Raw genomic sequence first — 17,572 nt, forward strand, 5'->3', positions numbered from 1 at the left:
TGTCGATACAGGGCGCGTCTCCAGAATTGATAAGCACACCAAGGATTTACAGCCTCCCGCTTGAATGTGATTGAGTGTTGTAGTTATATACAACACCAATTAGGCCGACCTGCCCAGATTTGTCAAAGGAAGATCGCGTGACCGCCAGAATCAGAACGACCCGCAACGCTCTGCTGCTCTCCATCCTTTCGGTTTCCGCGCTGGCGCTCGCCGGCTGCGGCAAGGGCGCGGGGGCAACGGCAGACAAACCCGCGCCGGTTCCGCTGCTGATCTCGTCGGAGGACGTGATCACGCTGGCAAACAACTCGTTGACCTCTGGTCCTTCGATCACGGGCTCGGTCGAACCCGAACGTCGCGCGGATCTGCGCGCCGAGGTGCCCGCCGTCGTGCTGGCGGTGCTCAAGGAAAACGGCGACCCGGTGAAACGCGGCGATCTGCTCGTGCGCCTCGACCAGACCTCGATCCGCGACAGCCTCAATTCAGCGGAAGCATCCGCGCGCGCGGCGTCGCAGGCCTTCGATCAATCGCAGCGCCAGTACGAGCGCATGGCGAAGCTGCGCGAGACGGGCGTGGTCTCCATGCAGCAGCTCGAAGACGTCGAAATCGCGCGCAACTCGGCGCAGAGCGAGCGCGAAGCTTCGCGCTCGCGCCTCGTGACGGCGCGCCAGCAGCTCGAGCGCACCGAAGTGCGCGCGCCGTTCGACGGCATCGTGAGCGACAGAAAAGTGTCGGCCGGCGACACCACGCAGATCGGCAAGGAATTGCTCAAGGTCATCGACCCGACCAGTCTGCGCTTCGAGGGTTTCGTGTCCGCCGACAGCGTCGGTGAAGTGGAAGCGGGCCAGAAAGTCTGGTTCAAGATTCACGGCTTCCTCGACAAGGAATTCGCGGGCGTGATCACGCGCGTGAATCCGGCCGCGAACACCACGACGCGCCAGGTCGAAGTGCTGGTCAAATTCGACGACGCGCGGCAGCAGCCCAACGTCGCGGGCCTGTACGCCGAAGGCCACGTCGAAACTCACAGCGTCGCAACGCTGAGTCTTTCCAGCGCATCCATCGTGCGCGAAGGCGACAACGCTTTCGCCTGGCGCGTGAACGACGGCAAGTTGCAGAAAGTGAAGTTGGCGCTCGGCGAGCGCGATGCGCGCAGCGGCGCGTTCGCGCTCAAGTCGGGGCTCAACGAAGGCGACCAGGTCCTGCGGTTCCCGAATTCGGCGCTGAAGGAAGACCAGGTGGTGCAGTCCGGCAATCCGGAAAAGCCGACTGTCGTCGCGGAGAAATAGTCCATGTTCCTCTCCAACTTCAGCATCAAGCAGCCGGTCACCACGATCGCCATCGTCATCGTGCTGATGTGCCTCGGGTTGCTCGCGCTGAAGAACCTGCGCGTCAACCAGATCCCGGACGTCGAAAACCCGGTGATGTCGGTCAACTTCCCGTATCCGGGTGCGTCGCCCGAAACGGTCGAGCGCGAGATCATCAATCGCGTCGAGAAGTCGCTGCAGAGCATTCCGCAGGTCTACGAGATGTACTCGACCGCCTCGGAGAGCAACGCCAGCTTCACGATCATCTTCGACTTCAAGAAGGACATGTCCGAGGCCGGCGACGAGATCCGCAATGCGATCGCGTCGGTGCGCTACAAGATGCCGATCGAGATGCGCGAGCCGGTGCTGTACCGGCGCGACCCGTCCGCGGATCCGATCATGAACATCGGGCTGTCGTCGACCAAGCAGACGCACGCGGAGATTTCGCGGCTGGCCGAGGACACGCTCGCGGACGATCTGCGCACCATCGAAGGTGTGTCCGTGGTCAATGTCGACGGCGCGCTGCATCGCGAATTGTCGGTGCTGCTGCACGCGCAGAAGCTGCGCGAGTACAACGTGTCCGCCGGGGATGTGGTGAATGCGCTGCGCGCGCAGAACACCAACGCGCCGGTGGGCCGCGTGAAGGGCGAGCTCGACGAGCAGAACATCCGGCTGGTCGGGCGCATCGAATCCCCGCGCGATTTCAACGACATCGTCGTCAAGCGCCAGGGCAGCGAGATCGTTCGCCTCGGGCAGGTCGCGCGGGTCGAAGACGGTTTCGCGGAGCCGGAGAGCTACTCGCTGCGCAGCGGCCAGCCCAACGTGGGTCTGTCGGTGATCCGTTCGCGCGAGGCGAGCACGGTCACCGTCGCGGCGCGCGTGCGCGACAAGATCGAAGAGCTCAACAAGACGCTGCCCGAGGGCACCAAGCTCGAGGTCACGCGCGACGGGGGCGAGGAGGCGTCGGACAACCTCAACAATGTCATCCACGCGCTGATCTTCGGTGCGGGTCTCACCATTTTCGTGGTGTACGCGTTCCTCAATTCGTGGCGCTCGACGCTGATCACCGGCCTGTCGCTGCCGACCTCGGCGGTCGCCGCGTTCATCGCCGTGTGGCTGTGCGGCTTCACGCTCAATTTCATGACCTTGTTAGGCCTGTCGCTGGCCATCGGCGTGTTGATCGATGACGCCATCGTCGTGCGTGAAAACATAGTGCGGCACATGGAGCGCGGCGAGGACCGCATCACCGCCGCGCGTAATGGCACCGCGGAGATCGGCCTGGCGGTCACCGCCACCACGTTCTCCATCGTCGCGGTGTTCGTGCCGGTGGCATTCATGGGCGGCGGCGCGGGCGAATGGTTCCGCCCCTTCGCGGTGACAGTCGTCTCGTCGGTGCTGGTCAGTCTGTTCATCTCCTTCACGCTCGATCCGATGTTGTCGGCGTACTGGGGCGATCCGCCGGGCCACGGCACCGCGGAGCGGCGCGGCCTCGGCAAGGTGTTCGCGCGCTTCAACACGTGGTTCGACCACCAGGCCAATCGTTACGGCAAGGTAATCGAGTGGGCGCTGCATCATCGCCGCTACATGACCTGGGGCGCATTTGCGTTGCTGGTCGCGTTCATGGGATTCCAGCTGACGAAGGGCCGCAGCGAGTTCCTGCCGAAGTCCGACTACGGCACGCTCGCCATCGAGGTGCGCACGCCTTCGAGCACCAGTCTCGAATACGCGCGCAACAAGGTGGAGAAGGCCGCCGAGCTCGCGCGCCTCATGCCGGAGACGAAGAACACCGACAGCCGCGTCAATGCCACCGGCGGACGGGTGTGGGTCGACGTGGGCAAGAAGACGGATCGCGACCGTTCGCTCACCGATCTCGCGGCGGATCTGCGCGGCAAGCTCGCGAGCCTGGTCGGCGCCGAATACGTCGTGCTCGACGATCTGAACAACGGCGCGCGCAAGCCGATCCAGATTCAGTTCTACGGCACGGACTCGCGCCGGCTCATGGAGATCACCAACGATTTCATGGAGCGCATGCGCGGCATTCCCGGTGCCGTTGACGTGGGTCTTTCGGAGCAGGATCCCAAGGATGAGCTGCGCATCGAGCTCGATCGCGGGCTTGCCAACCAGCTCGGCATCTCGGTGAACGATGCGGCGCAGACCTTGCGCGTGGCATTCGCCGGCGTCGAAGTCGGCGACTGGGTCGATCCCACCGGCGAATCGCGCGATGTCGCCGTGCGCCTCGCGCCCGAGGATCGTGTCGATGCGTCCAACATCGAGCATCTGCCGATCTCGGTGGCCGGCACCGACATGATGGTGCCGCTCGAGCAGATCGCGACGATCACCATCGACAAAGGCCCGGCGCGCATCCAGCACTACAACGGCAAACGCACCGTGACGGTGTCGGCCAACGTGCAGAACGTGGACGCGGGCACGGTCACCAAGCAGGCGATGACGCTCGCGGAGACCATCGAATTCCCGCAGGGTTACGGCCTCGGACTGGGCGGCGCGTCACGCGATCAGGCCGAGCTGTTCGCCGAAATGGGCATCGCGTTGCTCATGGGTATCGGCGTCATGTACCTGGTGCTCGTGATGCAGTTCGGTTCGTTCACCGCGCCGCTGCCGATCATGCTCTCGCTGCCGCTGTCGCTTATCGGCGTGGTACTCGCGCTGACCGTGACTCACGGTTCGCTCAATCTCATGAGCCTCATCGGCGTCATCATGTTGATGGGCCTGGTGGCGAAGAACGCCATCCTGCTGCTCGACTGCGCGCGCGAGGAGGAGCGGCAGGGCATCGATCGCGAAGAGGCATTGATGCACGCCGGCCGCGTGCGTCTGCGGCCCATCCTCATGACGACGTTCGCATTGATCGCCGGCATGATGCCGGTGGCTGTCGGCATGGGCGAGGGTGGAGAGTTCTACAGCCCGATGGCGGTGGCCATCATCGGCGGAACCATCGTCTCGACCATGCTCACGTTGCTGGTGGTGCCGAGCTTCTACGACAGCATCGAGATCTCGCGCGAACGCTTCAAGCTCAAGCTGGCCGCACGTGCCGCGCTCGGCAATCCGCTGGTGGCTTTCATGGTGACGTTCGGCGAAGCACTGCTGACGATCACGCTCGGGCGCTTCCTGTATCGCGCGTCGCGCTGGTTGTTGAACATCGCGCCGCCCGAACATCCCGTGGAGCGCGCCGGCCGAATGGTGGAGTTCGCGGTGCCCGCCGGCTTCGACGCGCGTCCCGCGCCGTGGCAGAAGCGTCGCGGATGGGATGCGGAGGTGCGGCGCGTGAATCCCTATGCGGCGCGGCCGTCGAGCGATGTTGCCAGCCGGCTGCCGCCAGCGGATCGCTCCATCGGCTGACGAAAGGGATATGTCAAATTGTGTGGCGTTTAACACTTGGGTGAGACCGCGAGCCGCATCACGTCGGTTCCGCCGGGATTCTGTAACCCTCCCGTTCGGGAAGCTCTTCGAGAAAAGCAGGGAATGGACCACCGCCAGTCCACATTGGCCACATCTTCGATGGATACGGGCCAGACCACTATTCGTGCATCTGTGCTCAATGAACAAGTCATCGAAGTCGCGCCGGGCTGGGTTGCCAATCTGGAGCAGGCACTGCCGCACGCGCGTTACCGCGCCATCGCGCTGTATGACGCCCGCGGCGAGGTGCTGCACTGCACCTCCACCGATTTCGGGATCGAATTCCGGCAGGCGCTGAACGATGCGCTGGATGCTTTCGTGCTGGGCGCCGCGCGCGAGTCGCGCTTCCTGCGCGGCGAAGGCACTCGCGCCGCCGTCATGCTGGCGCTGCGCGACCTGACTTCGGCGCTGCAGGGTGTATGCCTGCTGGTCGTCGAAGATTCACCGCTCGAGGACGAAGACCCGGCCGCGCGTTTCCTGACGCCCGCGGTCACGACGATCCTGGCCGACATCGCCTCCGAAGTTGCGCAGACGCTGCACGCGATGCCGCGTGTCAAACCTTCCAAACCGAAGCCACCGGTGCCGTTACCGCTCGAAGCGGTGTACGCGCAGATCCGCCAGCAGGAGGTCGTGTTGCGCGTGCAGCAACTCGTCCGCCTGCGCAAAGCCGAAGGTGTGCGGCGCTTCGAAGTGTTGCTGCGGCACATGGTGGACGGCGAAGAGACCTCGCCCGAACGCGTCATGCAGACGGCGGCCAATCACGGGCTCGCCTCGATGATCGACCGGCGCGTGATCGGCGAACTCATTGCCTGGCTGCATCGCAATCCCGCGGTGTGGAAAAAGGATCCGCCGTCGTTCTCGGTGAATCTGTCCGACGCGGCCGTGATCGAACCGCATTTCATCAGTTTCGTGGAGAACTGCCTGCGCAAGGCGGCGCTGCCGCCGGGACTCATCGGCGTGGAATTTTCCGAACGTGTCTGTCTCACGCATACGGAGCAGGTCGTGCCGGCGCTCGACGTGTTTGCGCGCATCGGCGTTCCGGTGGCCATCGACGATTTCAACGTGGTCGGCGCCGGCATGCCGATCCTCGATCATCCCGCGATCCGGTTGCTCAAGATCGATGCCGAGCTCACGACCAATGCCCTGCAGCATCGCCTCACGCAGGCGCGGGTGGTGGGCCTCGTGCAGACGGCGAAGGTCATCGGATTGCAGACCGTTGCGAAGCGCGTGTTAGGTGGCGATCACAGCAACTGGCTCACCGCGCTCGGAGTCGATTTCGTGCAGAGCTTCGAAGTGTCGCCGCCGGTGGCCCTGGATTCGCTGCTGGCCCCGGCCTCAGGGCAAGTGGGCTGAAACCGGGAAAGTCCGCACTTCTTAGCGGGCGGTGTAGGCGTCCATCATGAGGCCCGTGCCGCCGCGCGAGACGTGCGCGACGACTGCGGTACGCCGATGTAGTTTGGTCACCGCGCCCAGGTTGATGGCAAATGCGAGCTCGACCTGCTGGCCTTTGCGCAGGCCGAGGTTGGTGGTTTCGACGAACACGCCAGTAGCGGAGAGGTTGATCGCGCGGCAAAGTTTCTTGCGGCCGGTCGGCGTCGTAATGTAGACCGTGGTCCGCGCACGATGTCTCGTGTGCAACCGGCGCTCTACCGATTGAATCCCCGCTGTCGTCATTTTGCTCATCGGCTCTCCTGAAGGGGATTATTGCCTTGCAAGATGGGCGATTTGATCGGAACTCAACTTAATGGGTTTCACGAAAAATTTCACGTTTTCAGGTTTACGGCGCGGGACGGGTCGCGTCTGCCACCTTCAGCCTGATGAACACCGGGCAATGGTCCGACAACTTGCGTCGCTGGGCGTCCCGCGGCCGGAAAACAGCACGGCCGAAGGAGTTTTCGACCAGTCCGCGTGCCATCTGGCGGCTGAGAACGATGTAGTCGATGAAGCCGGTGAAGGTCTGGGAAGGCATGCAGTTTTCAAAGGATTGCCCTTCGGCCGTGTTGACAAGGTCGGCGCCAGGCGGGTCCGCGTCGTCGATCTCGCCCCACATCGACATTCCGGACGGTTCGCGGCGCAGATCCCGGTTGAAATCGCCTAACACGGCGAAGGGCTTATGTTCCGCGGCCCGTGCGTCGATCCAGCGCTCGAGGGCAGGGAGCTGGCGGGCGAGCTCGGCGCAGCTGGGTTTTGTCGAATCGAGCGGCTCTCGCGCGCAACCGGACTTCAGGTGCACGGACAGCAGCGTGAGCTCCTGCGGCGTTCCCGGGAACACGTGCATCTCCGTGCCCCTGCGCACATCGTCGTCGAGAGACAGCTCGACGAGATCGGCGGCGCAGGCAAACGGGATGCCGCGGCGAATCGCAAAGCCGTTGTTCTGAACGGCGACGCGGCCAGAGAAGCAGAACTGGTAGTCCGGGAATATCAGCCGGGCGGCATCGGCGCCGTCCACTTCCTGCAGGGAGATGATGTCGGCGTCGAGGAGACGCGCGTGTTTGCGTAGCGCCGCGATGTCTTCGCCGCTGCGGCTGAGTTCATGCGCAACGTCGCAGGGGATCGCGCGGCGCGCGCCGTCGCGTTGAGCATCGCGCGCTGTGCAGGCGGGGGTCAGTGCCCGTACTGTCTCCGGCGCCATGAACCATTCGAGGTTCCAGGTTGCGAGCTTGAGTGTTGTACCGCCGTCCGCGGCATTGGCAGAGCTCGTGGCGACGAGCAGCACGACGAGACCAAATACATTGAGTGGGAGCATTCACGCGAGTATGCCCGCCGCGAGGCCGTCGGGGCAGCGCGCGTGCGCCCGCTGGAACGAGACGGTGTTAGCGGAAGCAGGCCGTCGTGTGATCGGCGCTGCTGCTGTCCAGAGCCTGCCTGGTTCCCGATTCCGTGATCGTGAACTGCGCGCACATCGTGTCATCCGCCTGGCCACCGCCACTGACAGGCGTGGCCGTGGCCGTATAACCCGTAGCGGTACTGGCCACCGCAAGATTGTAGAAACCGCGTTCCGAAGTCGTCGGAAGGCCGAGTCCTCCGGTGGCGTGCGAATTCGGAAGATTCGCAGTGACGGTCACGTAGGTCCCGTACTGCAGAAAATGTTTTTCCTGCGTAGCCTGGAGTCGCAGCAGCGCGGTCGTGGCATCGGAGCGCTGTGCGCGCTGGAGATACCGCCGATAGCTTGGCACGGCGATGGAGGCGAGGATGCCGATAACCGCGACGACGGTGAGCAGCTCCATGAGAGTCAAACCCTGCTGACGGCTTCGCATCGGTCGCTCCAATATTCGAAGATCACTCGAAGAATTGTTCATGATTTGCCTCGTGCTGTCTCACGGCTGGTCGACGTCTCTGCGCCAATATGTACGCACCGAGTCGGAGACATTCACGCACTTGCCGAGAACGTGCATACCCGCCAGACATACGGTCGATGTTCCGCCGAGCGCATCCGCAATGGTTCCACGCAAGACGCCGACATTGACGCCGCCCAGAATTCCCTCGTGAATCACCGACTCGTACAAATCGGCGTTGGTGAATAAACCGTCGTTGTTCAAGTCGAGTGCGGGGCGTCCATTGTCGACGCGCAGGGCGTACACGCGGTTGATGCTGGTCGGGCGGCAGGGTTCGTCGCTGCTCGCGGCCTGTGGGATGTACGAAGTGAACAGGACAACGCCGTTTACGGTGGTCGCCTCGTTGAGCACCTTTTCGCCCGTAGCGGTGGTGGCGGTACCGGTGGGATCGAACACGAACATCCAGCCAGGAGCGCTCGTCGCCACGGTTGATGTGGCCGCATTAGTGGCGTTGAGTGTGACCAGGCCGGTTGTCGCTTCCGTGATCGGCGTCAGTGCGTTGTTAGCCGAGAACTTGGCAAACGGCTGCTTATCACGCAGCGAATAGAAGCGGTCAAGTGCGGGTTTATGCAGCGGATGGCCGCGGTAGCCCGATCCAATGGCGATGTTGTAGTAAGGATCCGAGCCACGTCGCTGGATCAATGCCACGTCCGGAGCGTTGTAGAACCGGCGCGTATTCGCGGCCGCCGCTGGCGACGCGGAGGCACCGGTCACCAGCCCGTTGCCCAGTTTCGCGAATACGCTGCCCGTGACCAGTGCAGTCGAGTCTTTGCCCGAGAAGATGTCGAAGCGGAAGATTCGACCGCCCAGATCTGCGGCGTACATGCGATCGGCAAAGCCATCGCTATTGGTATCAAGCACGGAGATACGACCCGGAATCGAGTTGCCCATCGCGGCCAGGTTGAGGTCATGCGACGTGTTATTGCCTGCGGACCAGAGCAACGCGCCGCTCTTGGCGTCAACCATGAAAATGTTGTTTCCGGAGGTATCGTTTACCTGTACGTAGTTTTCCTGCACCGAGTCATAACCGCCGCCAAAAATCAGTACCAGCTTCTGATTGTTCTGCGTCTTGTCACTGACCGCGACGCGAGCAACAGTGGGTGGCGACCAAGTTTCGCCGACGTCGGCGAGCACGCCAGGGCCGTCCTTCCACATGAGTTTGGGAGTGTCGGGGTTGGTGACGTCGAGTGCGTAGTAATACTTGCCGCCGCGACGCATGCCCATGAACAGCCACACGAGATCGCCATCGGCGCTCTCGATGATGCCGTCGCTGTCCTTGTCGAGGCGCAGGATGCGCACGTCGCCGTCCAAGCCGTAGCTACGCTGAGTTGCCGAGGGATCGACTACCAGGGTCTTGAGGCGCGGGAGCAATTCCTGCGGCACGAAAGCCCATTTCTCCACACCGGTCTTCGCGTCTACCGCGTGCAGGTAGCCATCATTGGTTCCGACGAACACGACGTCTGTCGGGTCGGTGGCCGTGCCGCCATAAGTGACGACCGAAGGCTGTGAATGCAGTGGGTCGCCCATGCGCTTGGGCGAAGTGCTCTTGGCGAAAGCGAGCACGTCGGCACGTGTCGGCGTCCCCGAGACAGTGTCGAGAATCGTGCTGGTCACGGCGGTCGCGTCGATCGCAACCATGTCTTCGAATGATCCGGCCGGATTTGCGCCGATGTGAGTCAGCACCTTGCGAGTGGTGGGCAGCTTGTTGGCCGCACCACCTTCCGTCACCTTGTTGCCATCGGCGCTGGCCGACCAGAAGCTCTTGGTTCCATCCTTGAAGAATCCCGTCGTACTGTCGACTGCGTCGACCGCCGCACCGCCTGTATCGCCGCTGATGATCAGTTTGGGCTGGAGCGGTCCCGTACCGTCCGGATCTTCGGTCGTCGCGAGCTTGTACTTCTTGAGGTTGCCGTCCCAGCGCAGATGGTCGTCCGAGTTGAATACGGCGAAGTACAGATCGTCTCGACTCGCGGCGCGGTTGAAGGAGTTGACGCCGATGGACGCAGTCGCAAACGTCGAACTGATGTTCGAGATTTCCGTCGCAATGGCCGTGAGTGCCGCCGACAACTGGTCGGTGTTCGACGCGAGGTAACGGACGCCACCGCCGTCCGTGGCGACTTCCGTTAGAAAGTTGAGGGCCGGCTGATCGCTGGTCGGACCGAAGCCGATCGTGAAGGTTTTCACGCGCTGCTTGCCTGTCATTGAATCCAGGAGGTCGGTGGTATCGCGAGCCAGGTAGCTCGACATTTCATCCAGACAGCGCCCCGCATTTGCTCGCGAGGCAGGGGTGCCAGTCGATGGGCCTAGCGTGGTGTCACCGGGCTGGCCCGTGCATGCACCGCCGTACAAAGCCGTGATGTCAGCGTCGTCCTGGTTGTCCCACGTGGGGCGGCCGTCGGTCAGCAGAATATTGAAGTTGCGCTGACAGGATTCGGTGATTGGGCTTTTGTAGGTGTCGCTACTCGAAGTTGCATTGGTGTCGAGCCCGGTGGTCTTGCCCCATTTGATTTTCTGGCCGGCCCAATATCGGCCAGCTTCGCGCAGCGTTTCCGAAAGGGGCGTACCGCTGTTCACGGTGAAACCATTCACCTTGTCGATGATGTTGGCGCGTTCAGTCGTGACGTCCGCAACAGCGTTCGTGATGACGCCGCCCTGGTATTCCGGGTCGGTGTTGTTCGAAGCCCCGGTGTTTTCTCCATTGAAGCGCATGACGCCAATGTTGACGTCATCGATGGACGAGACCATGTCGAGCACCGAGTTCTGCACGGCGCGCAGGCGTTTCAGATTCACCGTAGTGGCGGGCTGTGCGTTCCATCGCACCCAGCGTTCGCTGTAGAAAGTGTAGGTGGTGTACTGCGACCAGTTGATTGCCGAGGCCGACCCGCTCCAGGCCGCCGAAGCCGTGGCCTGACCGTTGCGCGGATATTTGGAGGCATTCGCCGCGTCGATGCCATGGATGCCGTTGTCGGCGGCGCACTCCACGTATTGCGCCTGGCCGCCTGTCTTCAGATCTTCCCAGGCCTTGTTGGTTGCATTGTATTGGGCCGCCTTGCCGGTCCAGCGTCCGGACGGGGCGCTCGCGGCACTGGCTGTAGCTTTTGCGAGCTTGTCGCAAGTCTGCCATCCGGCGTCGGTGCGAATGTAATTGGTGGACGCGCAGGTCGGCGGAGTCGCGCCGGTGCCCGTCGTGAAAAAGATCCGGTTGTAACTGCCATTGCAATTGCCGGAATTGCTGCCGTAGCTCCCGGTGGGACTGAAGGTGGCGTGGTCATCGTTCACGTCGCTCGCGTCCATGCTCATCGACGTATCGATGATGAACAGGATGTTCGGCTTAACGGTTGTGATTGCGCCGACGTAGATTTCACTGTCATCCGCAAACGCCGGCGTCAGCGAGCTCAAGGCCAGGCCGAGCCCGAGAAGAATGCTGGAGACGCGTTTTTTCATGGTCCGCATGGTCTAACTCCTTAGAATCTCAGGACGTCGCTGCGGGAATGTTGATTCGCGCGACGTGTTTGCGATCCGGGGTGAGCTGCAGCAGCAGCAACGCTCGCGGCCGTAAAGCGAGTTCGCGCCGCATGTCTTCCAGGCGCACCGGAATTCCACCGATTTCGTAGGTGGTCTCTGCGGTAGTGCCGAACTCACGCGTGGGACACGAGCTGCAGATCTGCACGGCGACGTCGCCCAGATCCTTCTTCGGAAGCGTTATCGATTCCGCTTTCACTTCCTGCGCGACGTCACCCAGGTCGGCCGCTGGTGCAACGGATTGGGCCAATGTGGCGGCCAGGAGTGCTGTGGCAAATTTCTTGTACATGTGCGATCTCCAGCTGTTTAGGGCGCGGAAGCGCCTGGCAGCCAAGTAACGAGTTCACCGCCGCCCGAACCCAGCACATACGCGCCCTGCTCGTGCACGGACTGCGCATTGCGCTGGGAGACGCCGGTACTGTCGATGCGATAGTGAAGACCGACGAATTTGCCGGCGCTGTACCCCGGAATGTCGTTGTCTTCTCCCAGATAAGTCGAAGCGATCGTGTAGTTATCCTGCGGCAGCGCAGTGACCGCCTCGGCCGCGTTCGTGTGCGTCACGAAATCCTGGGGAACGGTCGCGAGCGCGCGAATCGCACGTTCAACACCGATTTCCGCGGCCTGGAATGCGCGTTCGCGATACTGCTCGTTACCCGCCATCACGAGCTCGGTGCTGGCGGTATTCACGGCGCTGACGGCGAGCACCGTGATGATCACCAGCAACATCAGGCCGATTACCAGGGCTGCGCCTTTCTGGCGATTCTTGCGAAAGTAGATAGCTCTCATGACGTGCTCACAGTGTCCGCGCGTTGCGCAGATAGATCGTTCTGGAAACCAGCGTACGGCGCACGCCAGCGGCGGCGCCCGACGGGGTGTAGCTGACACCCGCGTAGTTGTACGTGCGGGTGTCCGTGAAACTAACTTCGGGAGCGTCGGCACGAATTCGCAGCCAGACGCGCACCGCGACGATCTGCGCGCTGATGCCGGCGGGAATGGCAGTCGGCGAGTTGATCAACGCACTGTTCGGGGCTACCCAGCGGGAAATCAGTCCGTTGGGATTGTCAGGCACTGTATTGTTATCGAGGTCGATGTCGACGCCTGCTATGCCGTCGTGATCGCCAGTGTCGAGACCGAACTGGACCTGGAAATCTTCCACGCCCGGAAGGATTTCTTCGTCGAGGATTACCGGATTCGTGCCGTCCGTATCGAGCGATTTGCGCCACAACGTCGGGAAGTTGGTGCGCGCGCGAGAATTTGTCGCCACGTAGTAGGTTCGCACGATGAGGTTGCGGATCTTGTGGGTGGCGTCGATTGCGCCTGGCGCATTCGCCGGGATGGCCGAGAATACATACTGGTTGCTGCGCTTGAGCGAATTCAGGTAGAGCTGAATGCGGCTCGTCGTGGCCGCAGGAGCATCGGCCGTAGACGAACGGCGGATGGTCACCGTATCGGTACCCGCCTGGTACGCGCCAGCGTTGAGGCCGGTCGCGGTCGGTGGCGCGCAGGTCGTGAGCGGGCCCGCTGCGTTGTTCGATCCCTGCACGGTCATGAGCAGATCAATCGCGAAATTGTTGCCGCAGGTCGTGACACCAGCAGGAGGCGAGGGCAGCGCCGCGTCCGCCTGCTCCAGCTGCGAGATCGGAGTCTCGGTGGCACCGGCCTTGTACCTGAAGTCGGACGCGTTGTTCGAGAAGCCGTAGTACCCCGCGAGCTGCAGATCGGGCTCCAGTATTGCTAGCGCATAGCGGCCATTTTCCTGCAGGCGCGCCTGTGTCTCATTGATGGAATACGTGGTGCGCGTCTGGGAATAGACCATGACCGCGCCTACGATGATGAATGAGCCGATGGCCAGGCCCACCAGGAGCTCGATCATCGACAAGCCACGGCTGCGATTGATCATGCGCCACCCAATTGGACGAGTTCGACTCTGGAAGTCAGGTAATCCGTACTGCCCGGTTCTTTCCAGGCAGTGGTGACGACGAGACGCGCCGGGTCCGCCGAGCTTGCACCAGCGAAGTATTCGACACCGACTTGGGGCACGCTGCCGTCCGGGCCCACGGGCAACGTGATCATGGCGTTGTCGTACCACGCACGCAGGTCAAAAGCGGCGAGCTGCACGGGCGTGCAGGTGAGGGTGCCGCAATCGACAGCTGCCACCGCGGGAATCGCGCCGAGCGCCGAAGCATAGGATGCGCTGGCGGAATGATTGGCGCGAATCCGATCGCCCATGTCGTTGATGAGGTGCACGGCCGAAGTGCGCGTTTGAGCGGTACGGTTCGATTGCAGGCTCTGAAGATACAAGCCGGCAATGCCGAGCATGCCGACCGAAAGAACCACGAGCGCCACCAGCGCTTCGACGATGCTTACGCCAGACTGGCGATGCAGAGCGGAATCGATGGATTTCACGGACATGACAATTCCACTCCCGCAGTGGCGTCCCAGGTGTTGAGATCGTCGGCGAGTCCGCCACTGATCGTGCGCGTGATGCGCGAGCGGCCAGTCCGGTCGATGACGAGGCCGCGTCCAGCCGAGAGGCTATTGCTGCCGGCGATGGGGGCAATGCCACGACCGTCGCATAAAAGCAGATGGTCCAGCATCGTCACTCCGCTCACCGTGCGCGTGAATCCCGTCGGACTGAACGACACGCAGTTCCCGTTCTTGTTGATGTGCATGGGTTGGGAATTGAACGAGTGATCGAAAACACCGCTGCTCACGATGGGCTCCGACGTTGCGCGTGTGCAATCGCCGTCGGGGTCCCGAAACGCGATCCAGCCGACGGTCGAGCCGTCGGCACAGGTGGCGTCGGTGGCGCCAGGATTTGCGCTTGCGCACATCGACACATTGACCTGCGCCTTGATTGCATCGGTGCGCGCAGTGACCAGTGATGCGAGCACGTCATTGGCGGTATTGGTGAGACGGCCATTGAGCCGGAACGCGTTGAAGTTTGGCGCTCCGATCGCGATGATCGTTGCCGCGATTGCCAGCACCACCATCAGCTCCATCAATGTAAATCCGCTGCTGCGTCGTTTCATGGGTCGCAATGCTGCGGCACCGGCAAGCGACCGTGTGGACCCACCGACGAGTGGTTTGACGCGGCCGATGAGTGGCCGCAAAGCGTGAACCAGTTCTCAGCACGGGAGTACATAATCGCCGCTGACGCACAGGCGTGCCGGCCAGCGGCTGCGGCGGCGTCCTTGCATTGCCCCGGGCTCACACTCATATTTCACGCGCGCCGCGGGCGCTTATTAGGGAGTCTCTTAAATGAGTGCTTGGATTCTTCTTGCGGTAGTCATCGCCGCGATCTGGTTCGTCGTCTCCTTGTACAACCGCCTGGTCGGTGCGCGTAACGGCTACAAGAATGCCTTCGCCCAGATCGACGTGCAGCTCACCCGCCGCTACGACCTGATTCCGAATCTGGTCGAGACCGTCAAGGGATACATCAAGCACGAGCGCGAAACGCTCGAGGCCGTGATCACGGCGCGCAATTCGGCCATGAGCGGCCTGAAGGCCGCCGCCGCGAACCCGGGCGATGCCGCCGCGATGACCGCGCTGTCCGGCGCCGAAGGGCAATTGGGCGGCGCGCTCGGCCGGTTGTTTGCATTGGCCGAGGCCTACCCCGACCTCAAGGCCAACCAGAACATGATGCAGTTGTCCGAGGAGCTCACGTCCACGGAGAACAAGGTCGCGTTCGCGCGCCAGGCGTACAACGACGCGGTGATGAGCTACAACAACCAGCGCGAAATGTTTCCCGGCAGCGTGATCGCCGGCATGTTCAATTTCACTCCGGCGCAGCTGCTCGAGCTGGCCAAGCCCGAGATGAAAGAAGCGCCGAAGGTCAGCTTCACCTAACAAGCAGGCGTGGATTTCTACGCTCGTCAGGAAGCCGCGCGTCGCACGACGCGGTGGCTCCTGCTCGCATTCCTCGTGTCGGTGGTTTTGGTCGTGCTGGCCATCGACGTCGTAGTGGTCGTGTTGTTCGGATTGACCGAACCGGGCCATTCACCCGCCGGCGCTGTCGTCGCGACCAGCGTCGTGTCGCTCGCCGTCATCTGCGGTGCGAGCCTCTTCAAGACTCTGAGTCTGCGTGCCGGTGGCGGCGTGGTGGCGCGTTCGCTCGGCGGCGTGCGCATCGATCGCAACACTGGCGATCCGGCGCTGCGCCGGCTGCACAACGTGGTGGAAGAAATGGCGATCGCTTCGGGCGTGACACTGCCCGAGGTATACGTACTCGAGAACGAAGACGGCATCAACGCATTTGCCGCCGGGAATTCGCCCGCCGATGCAGCGATCGCGGTCACGCGCGGCGCCGCGACGCGGCTCAAGCGCGACGAACTGCAGGGTGTGGTCGCGCACGAATTCAGCCACATCCTCAACGGCGACATGCGGCTCAACCTGCGTTTGCTGGGCTGGACGTTCGGCCTGCTCGCCATCGCGATCGTCGCGCGGATCGTGATGCAGGCCTCACCGCGCAGCGGTGGCCGAGATCGCAAGGATGGCGCGGGCGCGCTGATACTGGCGGCCCTCGCCGTGATGGTACTGGGCTATATCGGTGTGTTTTTCGGACGGCTGTTGCAGGCGGCGGTGGCGCGGCACCGGGAGCGGCTCGCCGACGCATCGGCGGTGCAGTTCACGCGCGATCCCCAGGGCCTCACCGGCGCGCTGCTCAAGATCGCGGGGCTCGCCGCCGGTTCACGCCTGGTGGCGCCCGAAGGCGAGCAGGTGGCGCACATGTTGTTTGCGCCCGGTTTCGCGCGCCTGCTGGCCACGCATCCGCCGATCGAGGAGCGCCTGAAGGAGCTCAATCCGCAGTTTCGCGCCAGCGAGTTGCCCGCGCTGGCGGCAGCGGCAGTGCGCGATTCCGAGCGGCTGCTGGCGGAGGACGCCGCGCAGGCGCCGCGTTCGGCGCAGACCAACGCCGATACGGCCGTGGGATTCGCGCCGAGCGCGCAACTCGCGGAAACCAGAGTCGACGCGCCGTCGGCGCACGACATTGCAGCGCTCGCCGGAACCATCGGCAGCGAACAGGTGCGTTACGCCGCAGATGCGCGCGTCGCGATTCCCGAGGCGCTGCGCAGTTTTGTCGAATCGCCCGATCATGCGCGGGCACTCACCTTGCTGACGTTGCTGAGCAAAGTGCCGGAAGTGCTGGCCGAGCAACGCCGCGTGCTGGTCGCTGGTTACGGCGAGGATTTCACGGCGCGGGTGTTCGGCATGCGCGCCCTGGTGGACACGCTGGCGCCGGCGCTGCGGCTGCCGGTGGTGCAACAGCTGTTTCCCGCGCTGCGCCGGCTGTCGCTGAACGAACGCGCGCAACTGCGTGTGACCGTCGACAAGCTCGCGCGCGCTGATGCCCGCATCGACGTATTCGAATGTTGTCTCTCGCTGCTGTTGTCGGCGAGCCTGGACAATCTCGACGGTGGTGCGCTCCATGGCAGCGCATCGTTGTTGCAGGAGAGCGAGGCGGTCGCGGTGATGTTCGCCATCCTGGCGGCACAAGGGTCGGAAGACGAGACGCAGGCGCGTCGCGCCTACGCCGCCGGCATCGCCGCCGTGTTGCCGGAACCGCGGCCCGCATTCCGCGACTTGCCGGACTGGCCGCGGCAGCTCGCGGCCGCGCTGACGCGGCTCGCCTCCTTGCGCCCGTTCGCAAAGAAGGTGCTGATCGAAGGGATGGTGCGCTGCGTGGCGCACGACCAGAAGCTCTCGATCGGGGAAAGCGAGCTGTTGCGCACCGTATGCGCCGTAATACATTGCCCGTTGCCGCCCATCGTCGCGCAGGCGCGCGACGATGGCGGTAGTTAGATACTCAATTGCAGCGGAACAGCGGCAGACCCTGGTCGCGGATCACGATGGTGCGGAATGCCAGCGGCCGGCGTGGCCGCGGCCGCACCCGCGATACGGCAGGCGCGGCCGCCCGGTCAATTTCCGTGCGCTCGAACGGCGGTGCCGGCTGGTCCTCGGCCGGCCCGGCCCGCAGCGCGAGATTTGAAGACTTCATGACGT

15 protein-coding genes are annotated in these 17,572 nt (G+C 63.3%); 5 read left to right on the top strand and 10 right to left on the bottom strand.

What is annotated here, in order from left to right:
• Positions 1-137: 137 nt before the first annotated feature.
• From WDO72_14495 to WDO72_14505, 3 genes are all read left to right on the top strand, one after another.
• Positions 138-1,283: an efflux RND transporter periplasmic adaptor subunit gene (locus tag WDO72_14495; GenBank protein ID MEJ0086887.1), complete on the top strand. Its 1,146-nt coding sequence runs from the start codon at positions 138-140 to the stop codon at positions 1,281-1,283.
• 3 nt (positions 1,284-1,286) lie between these two features.
• Entirely contained in the window at positions 1,287-4,655 is a 3,369-nt protein-coding gene (locus tag WDO72_14500; GenBank protein ID MEJ0086888.1) for an efflux RND transporter permease subunit, read from the top strand.
• A 192-nt stretch (positions 4,656-4,847) separates the two neighbouring features.
• Positions 4,848-6,065: an EAL domain-containing protein gene (locus WDO72_14505; protein MEJ0086889.1), complete on the top strand. Its 1,218-nt coding sequence runs from the start codon at positions 4,848-4,850 to the stop codon at positions 6,063-6,065.
• A gap of 21 nt (positions 6,066-6,086) precedes the next feature.
• On the opposite strand, the gene WDO72_14510 is transcribed toward WDO72_14505, so the two are convergent.
• From WDO72_14510 to WDO72_14550, 9 genes are all read right to left on the bottom strand, one after another.
• Positions 6,087-6,395 carry a PilZ domain-containing protein gene (locus WDO72_14510; GenBank protein ID MEJ0086890.1) on the bottom strand — a complete coding sequence of 103 codons (309 nt, stop codon included), beginning with the start codon at positions 6,393-6,395 and terminating at the stop codon, positions 6,087-6,089.
• 94 nt (positions 6,396-6,489) lie between these two features.
• Positions 6,490-7,428, bottom strand: coding sequence for an endonuclease/exonuclease/phosphatase family protein (locus tag WDO72_14515; GenBank protein ID MEJ0086891.1), 939 nt, complete (start codon positions 7,426-7,428; stop codon positions 6,490-6,492).
• 97 nt (positions 7,429-7,525) lie between these two features.
• The gene (locus tag WDO72_14520; protein MEJ0086892.1) at positions 7,526-7,969 is read right to left on the bottom strand and encodes a type IV pilin protein; all 444 of its coding nucleotides are present in this window, start codon (positions 7,967-7,969) and stop codon (positions 7,526-7,528) included.
• 60 nt (positions 7,970-8,029) lie between these two features.
• The gene (locus WDO72_14525; GenBank protein MEJ0086893.1) at positions 8,030-11,500 is read right to left on the bottom strand and encodes a PilC/PilY family type IV pilus protein; all 3,471 of its coding nucleotides are present in this window, start codon (positions 11,498-11,500) and stop codon (positions 8,030-8,032) included.
• 19 nt (positions 11,501-11,519) lie between these two features.
• Positions 11,520-11,858, bottom strand: a complete 339-nt coding sequence (locus tag WDO72_14530; protein ID MEJ0086894.1) for a hypothetical protein — start codon at positions 11,856-11,858, stop codon at positions 11,520-11,522.
• 17 nt (positions 11,859-11,875) lie between these two features.
• Entirely contained in the window at positions 11,876-12,355 is a 480-nt protein-coding gene (locus WDO72_14535) for a PilX N-terminal domain-containing pilus assembly protein (protein ID MEJ0086895.1), read from the bottom strand.
• Positions 12,356-12,362: 7 nt separating this feature from the next.
• Positions 12,363-13,469, bottom strand: a complete 1,107-nt coding sequence (locus WDO72_14540) for a PilW family protein (GenBank protein ID MEJ0086896.1) — start codon at positions 13,467-13,469, stop codon at positions 12,363-12,365.
• Entirely contained in the window at positions 13,466-13,975 is a 510-nt protein-coding gene (gene pilV / locus WDO72_14545; protein MEJ0086897.1) for a type IV pilus modification protein PilV, read from the bottom strand. The genes WDO72_14540 and pilV overlap by 4 nt, the downstream gene beginning before the upstream one ends.
• Complete coding sequence (locus WDO72_14550; protein ID MEJ0086898.1) at positions 13,972-14,601, bottom strand: GspH/FimT family pseudopilin; 630 nt, start codon at positions 14,599-14,601, stop codon at positions 13,972-13,974. Before WDO72_14550 ends, pilV begins: the two co-directional genes overlap by 4 nt.
• A gap of 229 nt (positions 14,602-14,830) precedes the next feature.
• Between WDO72_14550 and WDO72_14555 the strand changes: the two genes are divergently transcribed.
• Together WDO72_14555 and WDO72_14560 are read left to right on the top strand one after the other, a co-directional pair.
• Complete coding sequence (locus WDO72_14555) at positions 14,831-15,418, top strand: LemA family protein (GenBank protein ID MEJ0086899.1); 588 nt, start codon at positions 14,831-14,833, stop codon at positions 15,416-15,418.
• 9 nt (positions 15,419-15,427) lie between these two features.
• A complete protein-coding gene (locus WDO72_14560) occupies positions 15,428-17,371 on the top strand; it encodes a M48 family metallopeptidase (protein ID MEJ0086900.1) in 1,944 nt (647 codons plus the stop codon).
• A 4-nt stretch (positions 17,372-17,375) separates the two neighbouring features.
• Here WDO72_14560 and WDO72_14565 read toward each other — a convergent pair whose 3' ends face one another.
• A complete protein-coding gene (locus WDO72_14565) occupies positions 17,376-17,567 on the bottom strand; it encodes a hypothetical protein (GenBank protein MEJ0086901.1) in 192 nt (63 codons plus the stop codon).
• Between the last annotated feature and the right edge of the window lie 5 nt (positions 17,568-17,572).

The organism is Pseudomonadota bacterium (assembly GCA_037200975.1).
Lineage (GTDB): Bacteria > Pseudomonadota > Gammaproteobacteria > Steroidobacterales > Steroidobacteraceae > CADEED01.

Excerpts from the sequence above, each read along its gene's own strand:
- WDO72_14500 (MEJ0086888.1), top strand. The coding sequence starts at position 1,287 with ATGTTCCTCTCCAACTTCAGCATCAAGCAGCCGGTCACCACGATCGCC.
- WDO72_14510 (MEJ0086890.1), bottom strand. The coding sequence starts at position 6,395 with ATGAGCAAAATGACGACAGCGGGGATTCAATCGGTAGAGCGCCGGTTG.
- WDO72_14520 (MEJ0086892.1), bottom strand. The coding sequence starts at position 7,969 with ATGCGAAGCCGTCAGCAGGGTTTGACTCTCATGGAGCTGCTCACCGTC.
- WDO72_14525 (MEJ0086893.1), bottom strand. The coding sequence starts at position 11,500 with ATGCGGACCATGAAAAAACGCGTCTCCAGCATTCTTCTCGGGCTCGGC.
- WDO72_14530 (MEJ0086894.1), bottom strand. The coding sequence starts at position 11,858 with ATGTACAAGAAATTTGCCACAGCACTCCTGGCCGCCACATTGGCCCAA.
- WDO72_14535 (MEJ0086895.1), bottom strand. The coding sequence starts at position 12,355 with ATGAGAGCTATCTACTTTCGCAAGAATCGCCAGAAAGGCGCAGCCCTG.
- WDO72_14540 (MEJ0086896.1), bottom strand. The coding sequence starts at position 13,469 with ATGATCAATCGCAGCCGTGGCTTGTCGATGATCGAGCTCCTGGTGGGC.
- WDO72_14550 (MEJ0086898.1), bottom strand. The coding sequence starts at position 14,601 with ATGAAACGACGCAGCAGCGGATTTACATTGATGGAGCTGATGGTGGTG.
- WDO72_14555 (MEJ0086899.1), top strand. The coding sequence starts at position 14,831 with ATGAGTGCTTGGATTCTTCTTGCGGTAGTCATCGCCGCGATCTGGTTC.
- WDO72_14565 (MEJ0086901.1), bottom strand. The coding sequence starts at position 17,567 with ATGAAGTCTTCAAATCTCGCGCTGCGGGCCGGGCCGGCCGAGGACCAG.